A 19175-nucleotide genomic window follows, 5' to 3' on the forward strand; every position below is an offset into this window, starting at 1 on the left:
GTCACACAGAAAAAAGGCCTCTTACGAGGCCTTTTCCACAATTTTTTGGCTTACAGAATATTATTCAGCAGGCGCTTCTTGTTTTACCACTTCATACTTTCGCTCTGGCGTGGAACAACCAAGACAACGAATAAAGGTCATTTTAGCTGGCTTCACAACCAATTCATCCGCTGCATCCTCTAAATTTCCACCTAACAATGAAAACGGAGACGTTACTATGAACACAGCCGTACCCAAGATAGTCAAACCAAGCATAATAGGGCGAACCACAATGCCATCAAGCACCATTTCAGCCGGGCCAGGTTCATTCAGTTGCTTTTGCTTAGATATAGAATTTGCCATCGCCTGAGTTGGCAACATAAGCTGAATCATCAGCACAGACATAGCTAAGAATTTGGCAATTCGGGTAAATAATGTGTACATAGTTCTTATATTCCTTCAATCTGTACTCGGTGACATCTAGAAAACTAGTTCATCCCCTAAATAATTATGAACTAATAATAGGCCTTAAAAAGAATCTTTGTCAGCTTTTTTAGCGACCTTTTTGGCATTTTGGACAATAAACGCTAGATCGGCCCTGCATACGGATTTCTTCTAAGACGTCACCACAAACATAGCAACTTTCTCCTGCGCGACCATAAACTTGTAACTCCTGTTGAAAATACCCGGGCTTACCGTCACCACCAACAAAATCTTTTAAGGTAGTACCGCCCTCTTGAATCGCTTTACTCAACACCTTTTTAATACACAACACTAAACGTTGATAGCGAGTATAACCTATGGCATTGGCACTCAATGACGGTCTGATTCCAGCCATGAATAAAGCTTCATTGGCATAGATATTACCGACACCGACCACCACCTTGTTATCCATGATCAGCTGTTTCACTGGAACCGTTCGCTTTTTGCTCTGTTTGTGCAGGTAATAGCCCGTGAACTTATTTGATAACGGTTCTGGCCCTAAATGCTTTAGGTAATCTGATTCTTCAACGTTCTCAAGCCATAACACCGCACCAAATTTTCGAGGGTCATTGTATCTCAGAGTTACGCGCTTCTTACCTTTTTTACCTTCAAATACGATATCAACATGATCGTGCTTGACTGCAGGCACATCGTCTTTCAACACGCGTAAACTGCCTGACATTCCAAGGTGAATCAGTAACGTGCCATGCTCAAACTCTAATAGCAGATACTTCGCACGGCGATTTACCGCCAATAGTTCACGCCCAACCAACTGAAATTCTAAAGAATCAGGAACAGGCCAACGCAATTTGGACTCTCTAACAACAACAGAGTGAACCGTCTTATGAATAATATGAGGACGAATTCCCCTTCGTGATGTTTCAACTTCAGGTAATTCAGGCATAACACGTCTCTCAAATAGATAGGCGTAACAAGCTAAGTTACGGCCGTATGAACTGGGAATTCAGCACAATGACGTTACTATTTCGTTTCACTGTATTTCTGAAATAGTTGCACCTCACTCAGGTAATTGCCACTGAATAGGCGACTGACCACGCTGAATTAAATACTGATTTAACGTTGAGAAATGTCGGCATCCCAAAAAGCCACGATGTGCTGACAATGGTGAAGGATGGGTCGTTTCAAGCACCAAGTGTTTCGTTCTATCCACCTGCTTCCCCTTTTTCTGAGCATGGCTGCCCCACAATAAGAACACCAGTCCTTCGCGATTATCGCTTAACGCCTGAACGGCTTTATCGGTAAAGTATTCCCAACCCTTGCCCTGATGAGCTGCCGCTTGCCCTTGCTCAACCGTTAACACACTGTTCAGTAACAAGACACCTTGTTTAGCCCAACTTTCAAGGTAGCCATGAGTCACAGGGTGAATATGCAAATCCGCTTCCAGCTCTTTGTAAATATTTCTTAAAGAGGGCGGAACCGCCACACCAGGCTTTACAGAAAAACTTAAACCATGAGCTTGGCCTGGACCATGATAAGGGTCTTGCCCTAACACCACCACCTTAACCTGATCGAACGGGGTATAGTTAAAAGCATTAAAACAATCATCAGACTCAGGATAAACCACCGCACCAGCGCGTTTCCGTTCCTTTAAAAAAGATCGTAGTTGTTGCATATAGGGTTGTTCAAATTCACCACCTAAATGATGCATCCAACCCTGTTCTAGATTTACTGAAGACACTCTTTTCTATCCTGCTGTTTATTGTTTTCAGGGCAATATCTTACATTCTTTAGTAATGCCCACCCACATACCTTTGATCATGCTGATACTATACTCAATAATGTTTCTCATTTGATCATAGATTCCGGTTGATTCTTATAGTGAAATCAACGTATAACAGAGGCATTCTACCTCTCATTTCAAGGCTAGGACGGCCACTTATTATAAGGAAGTAGGTAACGATGTGGAGTCTCGATAATCATTATAAGGTTTATAAAGACTTACTTAACGGCCGAGTCAAATTACCTTCACTCAGCAAGCACTTCATTACGCTGAAAACAGAGGTTGATGATCTATCGAAACTGTCCCCCCTAAATTCTCATCCGGCAATTCTTGAGAAGTTATCAGCCGATCCTGACTTATGTCAGTTACTGGTAAATGCCGCCAACTTTGATCGATATTACGGAGCGCCAGCGCTAAGCACCATAGAACAAGCGCTGGAAAACCTATCCGCAGCCCAGGTGTCCGAATTCATTACACTGTTCGGTATTCGCAACCTAGTGTTAACAGACAACCTACCTGCAAAACATACAATTCGCCAACTGTGGGAAGAAAGCCTACAAATCGCTTCTATATGTACAGCACTCTATACCCGCTTGGGGCAATATAACCATATGCCTGCAGAACCCAGCATGTTGGCTGGCTTAGTTTATCATTTAGGTACTATGTTGCTGATCAACAGCTTTCGCAATAAAGGACTTGCCACACCGAATCTGCAAGACGCTCAAAACATTCCCGCACCACTGGCCAGTAACATGTCTTCTTTAGCAGCCATTCAATGGCGGTTGCATTCGTCAGTCTGTGAATGCGCACTGCAACGCAATTACTTCCAGGAAGTTAATCGCCAACCGTTCAGCATGATCGACATTTTTCACATGGCCATAACCCATCATCAAAACTACAACAAACAAAACCCGAACGTTGTAGCCTTAAAAGACAGTCTGCCGTTTATTAAAGCGGTTAAAGAAAAACTAATTCGAGAAGAAGCCCAACACTTTACACAAATGGTCGATGGCCACGCATTAATCATCTTCCGAGGCCTATCGCCTCTGATCAACAAATTTCCCATTACCTCCTTTTCAGCTAACTACTCACCCAACTACCGTCAGTTTGGATAAGTTCAATCTATAGAACCACTTTGTGCAGCTCTTCTACTGACAGATTTGTTGGTAAAACTGCTTTTTGTTTTCAAACGAATGTTTTAGTATGAAGTGCATGTCTAATAATTATTCATGACAACTAGAAAAAATAATAACAATAAATAAAAAGAACAAACGCACTTGGGAAAGTGAATTATGTGGCGCTCAGGCATTCAATTTAAGGTTTATCAGGACATTCTCGCCGGGAAAATAAAGCTTCCGAATTTACCCGACACCACCATGAAGTTAAGACATACCTTAGCCAACCCCAATTTCCGGGTTAAGGATCTGCTACCGCCATTACACGCCAACCCTGAAATCGCCTCGGTTATTATGCAGGCAGCCAATTCAACGGCTTTCTATGGCACCAGACCCTCTTCCGATCTTAACGGCGCCATCATTCGTCTAGGCACAACCTCGGTGACCTCCATTGTACTGACGCACTCAATGGAAACGACCTTCGTTAAACGCAGTTTACCTTCCCGTCATGTCATTCGTGCATTGTGGCAAGAAAACTTACGTATCGGCAGTTTGAGTTCAGCCATTGCCAGTCGCATTGCGGACTACGGCGTACGAGTGGATGCTGACTTAGCACTGTTAGCCGGTTCCATGTACCACGTGGGCACCTTGATGTTGCTGTCCTATTTGCAGAACAACAAGATGGCGGTTCCGTCCCCAGAGGAAATAGACGACATTCCGTCTCAGATATCATCCAACATTGGGGTCGTCCTCGCCAAACATTGGCAGATGGATGAGCAGGTCGTGAATTGCATCCGCCATCGAGATCAATTTGAAGAGCTGACGTCCGGACCATTCAATCTGGTGGATGTGTTCCAGTTCGCCACCTTAATTCATCGTATTAGAGACAAGAACGATCTTAGTCTGCCTCAATTGGAAAAAACTGTGCCTGTTAAGAAAGCCGCATTACACGGCATTTTGGGAGAATCATTAGATCACTTCGTTACGTTAGTCGATGCCAAAGCCAACTTATTACTTAATACCTTATCCGGTAAAGGCAATGCAATGGAACAACCCCCTGTCACGTCTGCGGCCGACCGCTATGGACTTACCAGCCAATCATCAACATCCGACTCGCAGTCGTCAGGAAAAGTTACACCGATCAGTGCCGCTCGCCGATACTGCGCCTGATAACACCGTCGATGTCTCGCGCAAGGGTCGAACGCCAAATTCGGCGTTTGTTATGAATATCCTATGAAGCTAGGGATTTTCACTTGTTCCAAGTCTAACCCCCCCTTAGAATTTCACTCATTACATCGTATCAATAGATTCCTTCATCAGAATACTCTTATAAGGACACCCCATGTTTCTTGGCGTTGACACTGGCGGCACATTCACTGATTTCGTTTTATTTGATGGGCAGAGCATCCAAGTTCATAAAGTCCTCTCAACGCCAGATTCGCCCGACCGCGCAATATTACAAGGTATTCAGGAACTCGGCCTTACGTCTCTCATAAAAGAAGGCAAGATCATTTTAGTTCATGGCAGTACCGTGGCGACCAATGCGGCGCTTGAAGGGAAGGGCGTACGAACCGCCTACATTACCAATCATGGTTTCAAAGATACCCTGAGCATTGGTCGCCAAACTCGTAAAGAACTCTATAACTTGACTCCCAGTGAACAGGCCCCGCCAGTCTCAAAAGCGTTATGCCTAGAAACCGGAGGTCGCCTTGACGCAAATGGAGAGGTGTTCGATCCGTTAACCGAGGCTGATGTAGAAGAAATCAAAGCCCAACTTAAGACACTTAATCCCGAGGCCGTGGCCATTAATTTCTTATTCTCCTTCTTGGATGATCGCCATGAAAAAGCGCTGGAAGAGGCCATCAAAGACGATTACTACGTCAGTCGTTCATCCTATGTTCTGCCGGAATATCGTGAATACGAACGCGGTATGGCCACTTGGCTGAACGCTTGGTTAGGGCCTTTAGTATCAAACTACCTTACACAACTCAGTGACAATGTCGCTCCGACACCGCTTTCGATTATGCAATCCTCTGGCGGCACCATTGATGCTTCCCAGGCAGCTAATCGCGCCGTCAACCTGTTATTGTCTGGACCTGCAGGAGGATTAGCCGCCGTCCGCGCCTTGGCCAAAGACATCAATGAAGAGCGCTTACTGACCTTTGATATGGGCGGAACCTCCACCGACGTCGCAGTCATCGACGGTGATATTCGTTTGACCAATGACGGACACATTGGAGACTATCCGGTCGCTGTTCCCATGGTCGACATGCACACCATTGGCGCTGGCGGTGGCTCAATTGCCTATATCGATCAAGGCGGTCTCTTGCAGGTTGGGCCCGAATCCGCTGGCGCCTTTCCCGGTCCGGCGTGTTATGACCGAGGCGGAGAACAGCCAACGGTGACCGATGCGAATACCGTGCTAGGACGACTTCGCCCGGAAGCTTTTCTTGGCAAACAAATGACCCTGGACCTCGAAAAAGCTCGTCAGGCGGTCAGCACCCTTGCAGAACCACTAGGGCTCACCGTAGAACAAGCTGCGTTAGGCATATTAACCATTGCCAATGAACACATGACACGCGCACTGCGAAACATTGCCGTAAAGCGCGGTGAAGATCCCAGGGCATTTCGTCTAACCTGCTTTGGTGGTGCAGGGGGCTTACATGTCTGTGACATTGCTGAATCACTCAACATTAAATCAGCGCTTGTTCCTCGACTCGGCGGGGTATTGTCTGCCTACGGCATGTTGGTTGCACCCCACGAACGGCAATTATCCAAGACCGTCAATCAAGATTCATCGTCTCTAAACTGGGACAAGCTCACCGAAACCATCGATATCTTGGCCGAGCAGGGCAAATCCCAACTGCTCTCTGAGGGTGTTCAGCAAAATCAGTTAGAGCAACACATCTCGGCAGATCTTCGTTATCAAGGGCAATCGTTTACGATTAACCTTCCGATAGGTCCTAAAGAGTCCATCATTGAACGTTTCCATCAAGCACACCAAGCTCGTTTTGGGCACAGCATGGAAATGAATGTTGAATTAGTGACGCTAAGGGTACGCGTCTTTGCCTTCACCCACAGCATCAGCATGCCACTATTAACGAGTGCTGAAGAGGGTACAAAGAGCACCCCCAAAACACCAGCTCCAGATGGGCTGGTAGATCTCTATCAACTCTCAGATAAAGTGCCTCGCTATCAACGAGATACACTGGCAGCCGGCTGTATCATTAGCGGGCCCGCGCTGATCAGCGAACAGGTCTCTACTACACTGATAAAACCTGGCTGGACAGCCACGGTCAGCAAGCATGGACACCTTTTATTGGAGCAGCATTAGTAGCTAAGGCAATGACAGAGTTAATCATCTACGGTTTGGATTTATTCGGGGTTGCGGTGTTATCGGCATCCGCCACCTTAGCTGCACGCGGCAAGGGCATCGACTTTTTCGGTCTGATCGTATTGGCTTTGGTGACCTCTGTCGGCGGCGGCACATTCCGCGATCTTGTGCTAGGGAACACCCCTGTATTTTGGGTGAAGAACAACATCTATGTATTCGTAGTGCTGTCATCTGTGATGCTGACGGTGTTATTCGCCAACCACATCCACCGTAAGCGCCAATGGTTGCTTTACATGGACGCCATCGGTCTAGCGACCTTTAATCTTATCGGTATTCAAGTCGCTCAATCTCTGGATGTCAGCCCAACCATTTGCATCATCATGGGAGTCATGACAGGCACGGTCGGAGGAATGATTCGGGATGTGCTGACCAATGAAATTCCACTGGTTCTACGAGAAGAGATTTACGCGTTAACTGCGATTGCTGGCAGCCTGTGTTATTTCTTAACCGAAGCCATCCTTGATGAAGAATGGCGACTGTTAATGACGTTCTGCATTACTTTCGCGTTGCGCACTGTCGCTATTCGCAAGCATTTGAGTCTGCCAACTTTCAGCACGAAAGGTTAATACAAACCCAACTTACATGCTTTGTGACTGGACGTAGTGCACCACACCGTCCAGGAACATTTGTACAGAAACCATCACCAAGATCATCCCCATCAAACGCTCAATGGCCGCCAGACCACGTTGTTTCAGCAATTTAAACAACGGCTTGGAGGCCAGCAGAATAATCGATGTTAATAACCAGGCACAGAATAACGCCAACGCCCACTCCAATTGGCGCTCCGGTTCGTTATTCACAAACAAGATCAGCATCGCCAATATCGAAGGACCGGCAATCATCGGGGTTGCCAGTGGTACAATGAAGGGCTCGCCTTCCGGTTGCGCGCCCATGACACCACCACGCCCAGGAAAGATCATTCGAATGGCAATGATAAACAGAATAATACCGCCGGCAATGCTGACGGATTCTTGTTTAAGACTTAATGCATTGAGAATCGCCTGACCCGCAAACAAGAACAGCATCATGATTGCCAAAGCAATCAATAGCTCCCGACGTAATACTGCTGAACGACGCTCTTCCGGCACCGACTTCAGGATCGACATGAAAACAGGCAAATTCCCCAACGGATCCATAATCAAAAACAGCATCAGAAACGCATTGAGAAATTCCATATTCACCTCAATCAATTCATTCTCAGGAACAGTGTAGACAAACTCTGGGTAACAGAGAGAGATTAACGCGTATTATAAATCGCAGAAACGAAAAAACCCGGCATAAAGCCGGGTTCTCGCTGGAAGCTTAAATCTTACTTGATTTTAGCTTCTTTGTAGATCACGTGCTTACGAACAACAGGATCGTACTTTTTAAACTCCAACTTGTCTGGAGTGTTACGCTTGTTCTTGTCCGTAGTGTAGAAGTGACCAGTACCAGCAGATGAAACTAGCTTGATTTTATCACGCATGGTTCAGGCTCCTTAAATTTTTTCGCCACGAGCACGAAGGTCAACAAGTACAGCCTCGATGCCCTTCTTATCAATGATGCGCATACCTTTAGTAGATACACGTAGCTTAACGAAACGCTTCTCACCTTCAACCCAGAAACGGTGCGTTTGCAGGTTTGGCAAGAAACGACGCTTGGTTTTGTTGTTTGCGTGTGAAACGTTGTTACCAGTGACTGGACGCTTACCAGTTACTTGACAAACCTTAGACATTGTTTCGCCTCCAACGAATTAAATTCGTCGTCATAAATTCTGTTAACTAATGATGCCTCTGTATATTAAACCGTCGAATTTCAGTCAATCCGACTAATATTTTGGGCGCCGACATAAATCGAGCGGGCATTTATACCAGAGCGACTACCCAATAGCAAGTTTTATTGCGTATTTCCTGTACAAATGGGTAGATTACCATGGAATTCAAGACAGAGGGTCGCTTCATTGTTCTCTGATGGTTCTCTGGTCAATTTGATCGATTAAAACGTTATTTATTAAAAGAACATCCTCACAGAAGACCCCGTTCCGCAAAACTCACCAACTCAAGATCTCCCACCACAAAATGGTCCAACACTCGAACCTCAATTAACGACAACGCCTGAATTAATTGCTGCGTGATTTGACGATCCGCTTCGCTGGGTTCGGCAACGCCACTGGGGTGATTGTGCGCAAAAATCACGGCACTGGCAGATAGTTCCAAGGCACGGCGCACCACCTCTCTGGGATACACACTGGCAGCATTCACCGTTCCCCAAAACATCCGCTCAAATGCAATCACTCGATGCTGATTATCCAGAAACAGACAGGCAAAGACTTCCCGCACCTCATCTCGTAATTCGCTAGCGATGAGCTCTCGCGATTGACTGGGTGAGGTAAGTGACTCCCCTCGGTTTAATCCTGTCGCCAACACCCGTTTACTCATTTCCATTACAGCCTGCAGCTGTACATATTTGGCTTGCCCTAAACCATGGGACTGGCAAAAGCGCTCCTGAGACGCTTTCAGCAACACGCGCAAGTCGCCGTATTCGCCCAATAATTCCCGGGAAAGATCCAGAGCTGTTTTTCCTTTCACTCCGGTTCTTAAAAAGATCGCCAATAATTCAGCATCCGATAAAGCATCGGCACCGCGTTCCAACAGTTTCTCTCGGGGGCGCTCGGCCAACGGCCAATGAGTAATTGCCATAATTTATATTTTCCTTATTTAGCTCGATCCTTGTCATACCCTGTTAGTCAGTATCAGCTTGGGTTAACAGAGAACATCCGCTTATTGTCTGAATTTATCCTCAGCCGTGATATATTTTGCTCTTTTAGATCATAGATAGGACGGACTACTCGAATGAACTCAGGAAATCTTCTGTCTCGTTTGCAAAACAAACGCATTCTATTAGGCATCACTGGCGGGATTGCCGCCTACAAATGCGCCGAACTTGTCCGTCACTACAAAAAAGCCGGCGCCGAAGTACATGTGGTAATGACTCGTTCAGCTCAAGAATTTGTGACGCCTCTAACGCTGCAAGCGTTGTCGGGGAATCCGGTTCATACCAGTCTGTTAGATCCCGAAGCCGAAGCAGGCATGGGCCACATCGAACTGGCACGATGGGCCGATTTAATGGTCATCGCACCTGCTACAGCAAATTTCTTGGCAACCTTAGTGCAAGGCAAGGGGGATGATTTACTCAGCACCATTTGCCTCGCAACCAATGCCCCGATCGCACTCGCCCCCGCCATGAATCAACAGATGTGGTTCAGTCCGGCGACACAAAACAACCTATCTCAGCTCAAAACCATGTTTGATCCCGAGCGCTTAATCTGGATGGGACCAGCCGAAGGCGAGCAAGCGTGTGGTGATGTTGGGCCTGGGCGTATGTTAGAGCCGGAACAAATTCTTGAACTCAGTGCAGCCTACTTCGAAGAAGGAGCCTTCACAGGAAAACATATCGTTATCACTGCCGGCCCAACCCAAGAAGCCATTGATCCTGTTCGCTACATTTCTAATCACAGTTCCGGGAAGATGGGGTATGCCCTGGCGCAAGCAGCGGCAAATCAAGGCGCTCGTGTGACTCTGATTTCAGGCCCAACCAATTTACCTTGCCCTGAACGCGTCGAGCGCATTCAAGTGAAGAGCGCAGAGCAGATGCTCGAAGCCAGTTTGCAGCAGATCGGCGAAATGGATATTTTCATTGCATCTGCAGCTGTCGCCGACTATCGTCCGTCCGAAATCGCCGAACACAAGATCAAAAAGGTTGATGGTGAAGAACAGATGATCATCAAACTTGTCAAAAATCCGGACATCGTCGCGACCATCGCACAACATCCGGAACGCCCATTCACCGTTGGTTTTGCGGCAGAAACCCAAGAGGTTGCGCAATACGCACAAGCGAAGCTGGCGCGCAAAAAACTCGATATGATTGTGGCGAATGACGTCTCTAATACCAACATTGGTTTTAACAGTGATAATAACGCCGCCACTATCTTCTGGGCTCAAGGCAGTCACGACTTAGACTTCATGTCCAAGAGCAACATGGCCAATGAAATCCTGGCCTGCATAAAAGCGCAACTGTCGTAAGGGCTCACTATCATTACAACGCCAAGCAAATCACATGTTTAACTAACTGATTCGGCTACAAAATCATACAATTTTGGGCATTCATTTTTCGATCCAAAATGAAATACTACTCACACTTTGAACATTTAAGGGTACATTTATGTCAGTCACCGTTGACCTGAAAATTTTAGACGACCGTTTGGGCCACTCCATTCCAATGCCAACGTACGCTACGGATGGCTCTGCAGGATTGGACTTACGCGCCTGTCTAGAAGAAGCGTTGACGCTTAATCCTGGCGACACACATCTAATTCCAACCGGCATGGCCATTCATCTCGACGATCCTGGGTTGGCAGCGATGTTGCTACCGAGATCAGGGCTTGGCCATAAACACGGTATCGTATTGGGCAATTTAGTGGGTTTAATCGATTCAGACTACCAAGGACAACTGATGGTATCTGTATGGAACCGGGGCAACACTGCCTTCACCATCGAAGTGGGTGAACGTATTGCACAGATGGTCATCGTTCCGGTAGTCCAGCCAGAATTTAAGATAGTGTCTGATTTCGATGAATCCGACCGTGGCGAAGGCGGCTTTGGCAGTACAGGTAAACACTAATCATTAACACCCAATACACACCATTCACATTGAAGTGGTTTGTATATTTACCCAGCGATTAGGGATAAGTAATTTAGACAGTAAATAATAAGCTATGCTTATCCCTTACACGGACTCAGTAACTACGCAATTAAGGACGGTAACGTGGGCCTGTTTAAGAAAAAAGACGCAGATACAGACATTCAGCAACCAGAGAAAACACCCAAGCCTGCAGCCACTAAGAATAAGCAAAAGAGTGGGCTCATCGGCCTTGTTACCTTGTTAACAGGCTTCATTCTCGTTGCCATTGTTATCAGTACCGGCGTACAGTTTTTTAATGCCAGCCAGGCCAATCAACGACATCTGATAGAGACTCAAAACGCACTGGGTCAAACTTATCTGAATCAACTGAATGCCAACCTGACTAATATCCAGCAATCAACCGAGCAAACTGCGGCTCAGGAAAGTCTGTTCTTGCTCTTAAGAGTTCAAGACAAAGCCTTGAAACAACGGACGGAACAACAAATTACGGCGACCCTGCCATTTGCTAAGAAAACACGCATTATTCCGGTAGGACAAGCACAGCTCGATACTCAATCTGAAATGCCATTGACCTTTGCCGGACTAGATATGGTCAAGCGATTAGAAAAAGGACAGTCCGTTCCTTTAGAGTTCCATCGCCTGAACAACACCTATTACCTGCAAAGCATTGCGCCGATTAAAAACGATCAAGGGCGAATGGTTGCTTCGTTATTGGTGACCTATGAAACCGTTGCCATTTTTGGGGCTTTCTTTGAAATGGACACGTCACTTGGTGAGTTACTGATTGAACAGACCTTTTCCAACAACGCACCGACCATGTTGTTTGCACAAGGGGAAGGCAACAAGGATAAGCTAGCATTCAGCAAAGCCTCTAACGTTCCCCATCTGACACTGACCTATAAAATCTCCAGCACTCAAATCAATCAGCCACTGATTAATCAAAATCAAACCTTCATTGCGGGCTTGATTGCGATTTTGCTAGTACTGGTGGGTATGGCTATGTTCCATTATGTGATGAACAGCCGTCTAAATAAGAACATGCACTTGTTGTCAGAGTTCACACTCTCAATTGGAAGTGGCCGAAAACCTAAAATACCAGACTTCACATTGGGCCAATTTACGACCTTTGCTCAGGCTCTGTTCCAACAAACCCGTCGCAGTAATTCCAGTCTTGAGGAAAGCATTATTCCCGATGCTTTCTCTAACTCAACACCAGAACATTACGAAGAGTCCAACGACCTGCACCTCGACCTGGATCTCGATGAAGAGTCCATGGAACTTGAAGAAGCCGAAGAAGGTGCAATTTCGCAGCAAATTTTCCGAGCCTATGACATTCGTGGCCGCGTTTCCGACCAGTTAACGCCGGAAGCAGTTGAGTTAATAGGCCAAGCCATAGGCAGTGAGGCTTATGAGCGTGGACAACAAACCATTTATGTTGGTCACGATGGACGGTTATCCAGTCCCGATCTCGCTAATGCCCTAATCCATGGACTGAAGTCCACGGGTCGAGATGTCATCGATATCGGCCAGGTAGCGACACCTGTAGTGTACTTTGCCGCGTACACCCAAGACTCAAACTCCGGCATCATGATTACCGGCTCTCATAACCCACCGGAATACAATGGCATCAAAGTCGTGATTGATGGCGAGCCATTGCATGAAGACGGGATTCATCGCTTGTATAACCGCATTGTCGAAAACGACCTGCTGTCCGGTGAAGGAACTTATCATAAGATCAACCTCGACCAGGAATATATGGATCGCGTGATCTCTGATATTGCCGTCGCTCAGCCACTGACTGTCGTGATTGATGCAGGCAACGGGGTTGCAGGCCAATATGCACCCAAATTGTTTGAAGCCATCGGCTGTGATGTCATTCCCCTGTATTGTGATGTTGATGGTAACTTCCCGAACCATCACCCTGATCCAACCATTGAAAGCAACCTGAGCGATTTAATTGCTACGGTGCAGGGCAAACATGCCGATCTCGGCATTGCATTTGACGGCGACGGTGATCGCATCGTCGTTGTCGATAACGAAGGACACATCATTCAGCCTGATCAGTTGATGATGCTGTTTGCTAAAGATGTATTAAGCCGTTGTCCAGGCACCGACATTGTTTATGATGTGAAGTGTTCAAATAAATTAGGGGCGTATATTAGCCAACATGGCGGTCGCCCTGTGGCCTGGAAATCCGGTCACTCCTTAATTAAAACCAAAATGCTGGAGCTTGGTGCGACCTTTGGTGGTGAAATGAGCGGCCACCTGGTCTTCAACGAACGCTGGTATGGCTTTGATGACGGTCTTTATGCGGCTGCACGGTTATTGGAACTGCTCAGTACCGACAATCGTCCTGTTAACGAAGTCTTTAAAGACTATCCTTTAGGCTTGATCACACCGGAATATCACATCGAAACCAGTGAACACGCCAAGTTTGAAATCGTCGCCCGGCTTAAAGACTTGCTTAGCTCTCCTGCCGCGACGTTGACTGAAATTGATGGCGTACGAGTGGATTATGACAATGGCTGGGGTATTGTCCGAGCCTCCAACACCACGCCGTCACTGACACTGCGCTTCGAGGGTGACGATCAAGACACCCTCTCGATGATCATGGATCAATTCAAGGATGCCATTACTCAAGTGGATCCAGCGTTGCAAATTCCATTCTAAGGGGGTTTAATCCCCCTCCCAACCGAATCAAACTATTATCGTAGCCAACCTGAGTTTCAGGAGTCATCATGACCCTCGACAGAGCACAAGCACTTAACACAGCCCAAGTACTTAGTACCGCCCTTCCTTATATCCAGAAATTTACTGGTAAGACACTGGTAATCAAATACGGCGGCAACGCCATGGTCGATGAAGAATTAAAAACCCAATTTGCCCGTGACATCGTGTTATTAAAAACCGTGGGTATTAACCCTGTGGTTGTACACGGCGGTGGCCCACAAATTGGCGACCTCCTGGAAAAGCTGAATATTGAATCCAAGTTCATCGACGGTATGCGCGTAACCGACAGCGCCACCATGGATGTGGTTGAGATGGTGTTAGGCGGTCAGGTGAATAAAGACATTGTGAACCTGATTAACAATGAAGGCGGCAGTGCTATCGGTCTGACAGGTAAAGACGGTAAATTAATCACCGCTGATAAGCTGAAAGTGTCTCGCAAATCACCCGAGATGCAACAGCCTGAGATCATCGATATAGGCCATGTTGGACAAGTTCGTTCCGTCAATACCGACCTGATTAACATGTTGGTAAACAGTGACTTTATTCCCGTGATTGCCCCCATTGGGGTCGATGAAAAGGGCCAGTCCTATAACATCAATGCGGATTTGGTCGCCGGTAAAGTTGCTGAAATTCTAAAAGCAGAGAAACTGATGCTACTGACCAACACACCAGGTTTGCTGAACAAGCAAGGCGATGTGTTAACCGGCCTGAATGCCAAACAGGTTGATGACCTGATCGCCGACGGCACCATTTATGGCGGCATGCTTCCTAAGATTCAATGTGCTCTTGATGCCGTGAGAGCTGGCGTGAAGCGCGCGCATATCATTGATGGACGCCTCTCCCATTCAATACTATTGGAAATTTTTACCGATCAAGGTGTTGGCACCCTGATCACCAACGAGAACCTGAGCTAATTGCAGGCCGTGCAGCATTCGGAGACATGCCATCGAATGCTGCCTTTCTCGAAACGCTTTAGAACCGAACACATGAAAAAGACTCGCTGACGCCTTATGGCTAGGCATTCAAAAAAGATAAGTTCCAAGCTGTAACGTTCACTATTCCGATCAAGGACACTTAATCTATGACAGACACCGCCAAGAAACCCTCGCGTAAGTTGCAAATTCTGGAAGCTCTGGCAGCCATGTTAGAAAGCAGCCCAGGCCAAAGAATTACCACTGCCGCACTTGCGAAAGAAGTCGGGGTTTCAGAAGCAGCGCTTTACCGCCACTTTCCCAGTAAAGCTCGCATGTTTGAAGGCCTGATCGAGTTTATTGAAGAAACGCTGTTTTCAAACATCAATCGCATTATGCAAAACGAGACCAGCACTCTCACGCGTTGTGAAAAGGCGCTTAGCCTAATTTTAATGTTTGCTGAGCGTAATCCGGGCATGTGCCGAATTCTTAATGGCGAAGTGTTGGCTGGCGAGAAACCTCGCCTCAGAGAACGCTTAGAGCAGCTCTATGAGCGCTTGGAAACACAGTTTAAGCAAATCCTCAGGGAAGCAGAAATTCGGGATCAAAAAACCACACGCGCGGGCGTTCAGGAAACGGCTCAGCTGTTACTCTCCTTCGCAGATGGTCAAATCAACCAATACGCTCGCAGTAACTTTCAAAAGAAACCGACCAGTAATTTTTCCGCCCAGTGGGATGTGCTACAACAAGGCCTGTTGATCACTAAATAATGCGCCGGACATAAAAAAGGCTGAGCAAACGGCTCAGCCTCATACTTCCAATCACCGCACTATTCCACTTCACTTAACCGACGCTGCAGCCTCTTCTGATGCTCTTCATTGAAGATTTCAATCATTCGGTCGATGTCTTTTTGGAATTGAGCTCTCACCGTATCCTTACTGGCTTCAATGGTAGCAATGTAGCGGTTAGCTTCTTCAATTTGTCGGTTAAAACGTTCGATTTCCTGAATCGTTTGTTCTGACACCGAGCGACCAGAACGTTCACGCTCTGCCGCGATTTCTTCAAGCCTGGCTTTTTTGCTTTTATAGGTGACCAACTGACCACGTTTTCGACTGATCTGATAATCAATTTCTGCCAACTTACGTTCCATCGCACGCTTGGCGTCGTCCGGATGGCTATACAGCTTCTTTAAGCGCTCATCGACTTGTTGCTGCACCACTTCACGCTTTCTCTCTTCAGCTGCTAACCGCTTGGCTTCATCCCTGGCTGCCAGTTCTTCTTCGGTTGGAGCAGGGGGTACGGTTTTAATTATCTGTCCTCTTGGCGTGATCACGTCGTAGCCATACTTTACGAATTCCGGCGGGATATAGGTATTAATGACCTGAACACCATTCTTGTCTTTATATCGATAATATTCTTCTGCTTTGAGCGACGTACTCACAAACGTCAGTCCCCACGCAAGCAGTGAAATCAAAAGGTATCGAGTTGAAGACAAATATTTATTCATAAAACCGCAAATAAGAATTCAAACGTGTTCATGGGGTTGCATGTTAGACTTGCCAACCATCGACCTAAAACCTTGTTTAGATGCAGATATTTGCCAGCCTCCTAGCGCATCTAATTACTATAGCAATACCAATACCTTATGACTATTGACCTAACCTTAATTATTGCCTTGTTTGTCATTTCTTTTATCGCCAATGCCTTTTCGGCTATGGCCGGAGGAGGAGCAGGGTTACTGCAACTGCCGGCATTACTCTTTCTGGGATTAACCTTCACACCGGCTTTGGCCACCCATAAAATCGCCAGCGTCGCTCTCGGTATTGGCGCCACTATACGACATATCAAAGAGGGTTCGATCAACTGGCGTTTCTCGGCCTTTATTTTAGGCTGTGGACTGCCTGGGGTAATTCTCGGCGCCAGCGTTATCATTCACATTCCGGATACCTATGCACAATTAGCACTAGGGCTGCTGACTGTCGGCCTGGGCATTTACTCCGCAGTAAAACCCGAGCTAGGCAAAGAAGCGAAGCTTATTCCCTACAATACCGCCCGTTACGCGTTTGGCGGCGCAGTCATCTTCTTCATTGGCTTTCTGAACGGCTCTTTAACGTCAGGCACAGGGCTATTCGTCACTCTATGGTTAGTTCGCTGGTTTGGCTTGGATTACCTACGCGCCGTCACCTACACCCTAATCTTAGTCGGTCTCTTCTGGAACGGTACCGGGGCACTGACCTTAGCGTTGCAAGCCCCGGTGGAATGGTTATGGTTACCGAGTTTGTTACTCGGTTCATTGCTGGGCGGCTATGTTGGAGCACATTTATCCATTGCCAAAGGCAATAGTATGATTAAGCGGGCTTTTGAGTGGATGACGATAGCCACCGGCCTGAGCTTAATAGTGAAAGCGCTTTGGGTTTAAATCTACAATACCGCGACTACAAAAAAGGCCGATCACCAGATCAGCCTTTTAATGGAATTTGCTTTGCTCTACACGCCATAAGTATCGCGATAAGCGCGTACGGCATCCACATGCGCAGCTAAGGCTGGCTCACCTTCGACGAACGCCAGCACTTGCTCAAGATTAACAATGCTCGCTACCGGCATTTGATAATCGCGCTCCACTTCCTGAATCGCAGACAACTCACCTTTACCGCGTTCCTGACGATTTAAGGCAATCACCACGCCGGCCGGTTCTGCACCATTATCTTTGATGATCGACATCACTTCTCGAATGGCGGTGCCCGCGGTAATCACGTCATCAATGATCAATACTTTACCTTTCAGCTCAGCACCCACCAAGGTACCACCTTCGCCATGCGCCTTGGCTTCTTTGCGATTGAATACGTAAGGAATGTCGCGCCCATGGAACTCTGCCAAGGCAAACGCCGTCACGGCAGCAAGAGGAATGCCTTTATAGGCCGGCCCGAAGATCACATCAAATTCGATTCCTGAATCAACTATCGCTTGTGCATAGAATTTGCCCAAGGCGGCTAACGCTGCACCGGAATTGAACAACCCGGCATTGAAGAAATAGGGACTGATCCGACCGGATTTTAGAGTAAACTCACCGAATTTAAGGACTTCCTGGTCGATCGCAAACTTGATAAATTCCTGCTGATAGTCTTGCATGAGAAGTAGGCCTCTTTTTTGCTGTGAGCGTATTATGGTGATTCCAGCCCCACAAGCAAGTAGAGAAGAGCTGGGATACAATTAATTAACAATAAAAATAAGCTTTTTTGACTCGGATTATTAATCTCAAGCAACGAGTCAGGTATTATACGCACTCTCGAAATTGGGAGCTTTCAATGAGGATAATCAGTCTTAACGTAAACGGCATCAAACAAGCAGCCGAAAAAGGCTTTTTCGAATGGATGATCAAACAAGATGCGGATGTAGTTTGCGTACAGGATCTACAGGCTAAAGAATATCAGCTCAGCGAAGAGATGATTAACCCTGGCAATTACTCAGGGTACTTTTTCGACGCTGATGAAGATGGCTTTTCTGGGGTTGCGGTTTACTGCAAAGAACCACCAAAAGCCATTATGTTTGGGTTAGGCAACCCGGAATTTGATATGGAAGGACGCTTCATTCAGGCAGACTTTGAAAAAGTGAGCATTGCATCGGTGCTTTTCCCATCGGGAGTGGCAGGCACACCACTGCAAGACCACAAGTTTCAATTTATGAAAGCCTTTATGGGCCACTTGAAGAAGACATTGCGTAAACGCCGTGACTTCTTATTCTGTGGCACCTTCTATGTCGCTCACAAAACCCACGACGTGCATGACTGGAAAAACCAACAAGGTAAATCCGGCTTTATGGACGAAGAACGCGCCTGGATGGATCACATCTTTGGCCCGATGGGCTATGTCGACTGTTTCCGTGAAGCCAATTACGACCAGGATGAGTTCTCCTGGTGGCCACAGGAAGAAGGCGCATGGGAACGCAACGAAGGCTGGCGCATCGATTATCAGCTCGGCACGCCTGGGCTAAAACGTCGTGCCGCGCAAGCTAAAGTCTATAAGAACAAGCGTTTCAGTGATCACGGCCCAGTTATCATTGATTACGATTATGAACTGAACGGTGAAGAAGACTTCGATTTCTTCTGATCTGGCAACATTCGTTTCGACGAGCAGTTCATAAAA

The 19175-nt window shown here is 46.8% G+C and carries 20 protein-coding genes; 11 read left to right on the forward strand and 9 right to left on the reverse strand.

The window, feature by feature from the left end:
- Positions 1 to 60: 60 nt before the first annotated feature.
- The 3 genes from ACFOEK_RS16155 to ung form a co-directional block, all read right to left on the reverse strand.
- The gene (locus ACFOEK_RS16155; protein WP_386722503.1) at positions 61 to 423 is read right to left on the reverse strand and encodes a hypothetical protein; all 363 of its coding nucleotides are present in this window, start codon (positions 421 to 423) and stop codon (positions 61 to 63) included.
- Positions 424 to 532: 109 nt separating this feature from the next.
- Positions 533 to 1366, reverse strand: coding sequence for a bifunctional DNA-formamidopyrimidine glycosylase/DNA-(apurinic or apyrimidinic site) lyase (gene mutM, locus ACFOEK_RS16160; RefSeq protein WP_386722504.1), 834 nt, complete (start codon positions 1364 to 1366; stop codon positions 533 to 535).
- A gap of 114 nt (positions 1367 to 1480) precedes the next feature.
- The gene (gene ung / locus ACFOEK_RS16165) at positions 1481 to 2161 is read right to left on the reverse strand and encodes a uracil-DNA glycosylase (RefSeq protein WP_386722505.1); all 681 of its coding nucleotides are present in this window, start codon (positions 2159 to 2161) and stop codon (positions 1481 to 1483) included.
- A gap of 221 nt (positions 2162 to 2382) precedes the next feature.
- On the opposite strand from ung, the gene ACFOEK_RS16170 reads away from it, so the two are divergent.
- The 4 genes from ACFOEK_RS16170 (at position 2383) to ACFOEK_RS16185 (ending at position 7278) form a co-directional block, all read left to right on the forward strand.
- Positions 2383 to 3318 (forward strand): HDOD domain-containing protein, encoded by a 936-nt coding sequence (locus tag ACFOEK_RS16170; protein ID WP_386722506.1) that lies wholly within the window; start codon positions 2383 to 2385, stop codon positions 3316 to 3318.
- Positions 3319 to 3495: 177 nt separating this feature from the next.
- Positions 3496 to 4488, forward strand: a complete 993-nt coding sequence (locus tag ACFOEK_RS16175; RefSeq protein ID WP_386722507.1) for an HDOD domain-containing protein — start codon at positions 3496 to 3498, stop codon at positions 4486 to 4488.
- Positions 4489 to 4660: 172 nt separating this feature from the next.
- The gene (locus ACFOEK_RS16180; RefSeq protein WP_386722508.1) at positions 4661 to 6652 is read left to right on the forward strand and encodes a hydantoinase/oxoprolinase family protein; all 1992 of its coding nucleotides are present in this window, start codon (positions 4661 to 4663) and stop codon (positions 6650 to 6652) included.
- An 11-nt stretch (positions 6653 to 6663) separates the two neighbouring features.
- Positions 6664 to 7278, forward strand: a complete 615-nt coding sequence (locus ACFOEK_RS16185; protein ID WP_386722509.1) for a trimeric intracellular cation channel family protein — start codon at positions 6664 to 6666, stop codon at positions 7276 to 7278.
- Positions 7279 to 7290: 12 nt separating this feature from the next.
- On the opposite strand, the gene ACFOEK_RS16190 is transcribed toward ACFOEK_RS16185, so the two are convergent.
- The 4 genes from ACFOEK_RS16190 to radC all read right to left on the reverse strand — a co-directional run bounded on the left by ACFOEK_RS16190 (position 7291) and on the right by radC (position 9390).
- Positions 7291 to 7887 (reverse strand): YhgN family NAAT transporter, encoded by a 597-nt coding sequence (locus tag ACFOEK_RS16190; protein ID WP_386722510.1) that lies wholly within the window; start codon positions 7885 to 7887, stop codon positions 7291 to 7293.
- A 134-nt stretch (positions 7888 to 8021) separates the two neighbouring features.
- Entirely contained in the window at positions 8022 to 8177 is a 156-nt protein-coding gene (rpmG, locus tag ACFOEK_RS16195; protein WP_284383238.1) for a 50S ribosomal protein L33, read from the reverse strand.
- 12 nt (positions 8178 to 8189) lie between these two features.
- Complete coding sequence (rpmB, locus tag ACFOEK_RS16200) at positions 8190 to 8426, reverse strand: 50S ribosomal protein L28 (RefSeq protein ID WP_386722511.1); 237 nt, start codon at positions 8424 to 8426, stop codon at positions 8190 to 8192.
- Positions 8427 to 8715: 289 nt separating this feature from the next.
- Positions 8716 to 9390, reverse strand: coding sequence for a RadC family protein (gene radC, locus ACFOEK_RS16205; RefSeq protein ID WP_386722512.1), 675 nt, complete (start codon positions 9388 to 9390; stop codon positions 8716 to 8718).
- 171 nt (positions 9391 to 9561) lie between these two features.
- On the opposite strand from radC, the gene coaBC reads away from it, so the two are divergent.
- The 5 genes from coaBC to slmA all read left to right on the forward strand — a co-directional run bounded on the left by coaBC (position 9562) and on the right by slmA (position 15803).
- Positions 9562 to 10773, forward strand: a complete 1212-nt coding sequence (gene coaBC, locus ACFOEK_RS16210; RefSeq protein ID WP_386723076.1) for a bifunctional phosphopantothenoylcysteine decarboxylase/phosphopantothenate--cysteine ligase CoaBC — start codon at positions 9562 to 9564, stop codon at positions 10771 to 10773.
- Positions 10774 to 10912: 139 nt separating this feature from the next.
- On the forward strand, positions 10913 to 11371 hold the full coding sequence (gene dut, locus ACFOEK_RS16215; protein WP_386722513.1) for a dUTP diphosphatase: 459 nt from the start codon (positions 10913 to 10915) through the stop codon (positions 11369 to 11371).
- Between the two features lie 144 nt (positions 11372 to 11515).
- Positions 11516 to 14062: a hypothetical protein gene (locus ACFOEK_RS16220; RefSeq protein ID WP_386722514.1), complete on the forward strand. Its 2547-nt coding sequence runs from the start codon at positions 11516 to 11518 to the stop codon at positions 14060 to 14062.
- 68 nt (positions 14063 to 14130) lie between these two features.
- Complete coding sequence (gene argB / locus ACFOEK_RS16225; RefSeq protein ID WP_386722515.1) at positions 14131 to 15036, forward strand: acetylglutamate kinase; 906 nt, start codon at positions 14131 to 14133, stop codon at positions 15034 to 15036.
- Between the two features lie 167 nt (positions 15037 to 15203).
- The gene (slmA, locus tag ACFOEK_RS16230) at positions 15204 to 15803 is read left to right on the forward strand and encodes a nucleoid occlusion factor SlmA (protein ID WP_386722516.1); all 600 of its coding nucleotides are present in this window, start codon (positions 15204 to 15206) and stop codon (positions 15801 to 15803) included.
- Between the two features lie 59 nt (positions 15804 to 15862).
- Here slmA and ACFOEK_RS16235 read toward each other — a convergent pair whose 3' ends face one another.
- Complete coding sequence (locus tag ACFOEK_RS16235; RefSeq protein WP_386722517.1) at positions 15863 to 16474, reverse strand: hypothetical protein; 612 nt, start codon at positions 16472 to 16474, stop codon at positions 15863 to 15865.
- A gap of 204 nt (positions 16475 to 16678) precedes the next feature.
- On the opposite strand from ACFOEK_RS16235, the gene ACFOEK_RS16240 reads away from it, so the two are divergent.
- Positions 16679 to 17452, forward strand: coding sequence for a sulfite exporter TauE/SafE family protein (locus tag ACFOEK_RS16240; protein WP_386722518.1), 774 nt, complete (start codon positions 16679 to 16681; stop codon positions 17450 to 17452).
- A 68-nt stretch (positions 17453 to 17520) separates the two neighbouring features.
- Here the strand turns inward: ACFOEK_RS16240 and pyrE are convergent, their stop codons facing one another.
- Complete coding sequence (pyrE, locus tag ACFOEK_RS16245; protein WP_386722519.1) at positions 17521 to 18162, reverse strand: orotate phosphoribosyltransferase; 642 nt, start codon at positions 18160 to 18162, stop codon at positions 17521 to 17523.
- A 176-nt stretch (positions 18163 to 18338) separates the two neighbouring features.
- Between pyrE and ACFOEK_RS16250 the strand changes: the two genes are divergently transcribed.
- Positions 18339 to 19139, forward strand: coding sequence for an exodeoxyribonuclease III (locus ACFOEK_RS16250; protein WP_386722520.1), 801 nt, complete (start codon positions 18339 to 18341; stop codon positions 19137 to 19139).
- The last annotated feature ends 36 nt before the right edge of the window (positions 19140 to 19175 follow it).

This window comes from Litoribrevibacter euphylliae, from assembly GCF_042646085.1.
In the GTDB taxonomy this organism is placed as follows: domain Bacteria; phylum Pseudomonadota; class Gammaproteobacteria; order Pseudomonadales; family Litoribrevibacteraceae; genus Litoribrevibacter; species Litoribrevibacter euphylliae.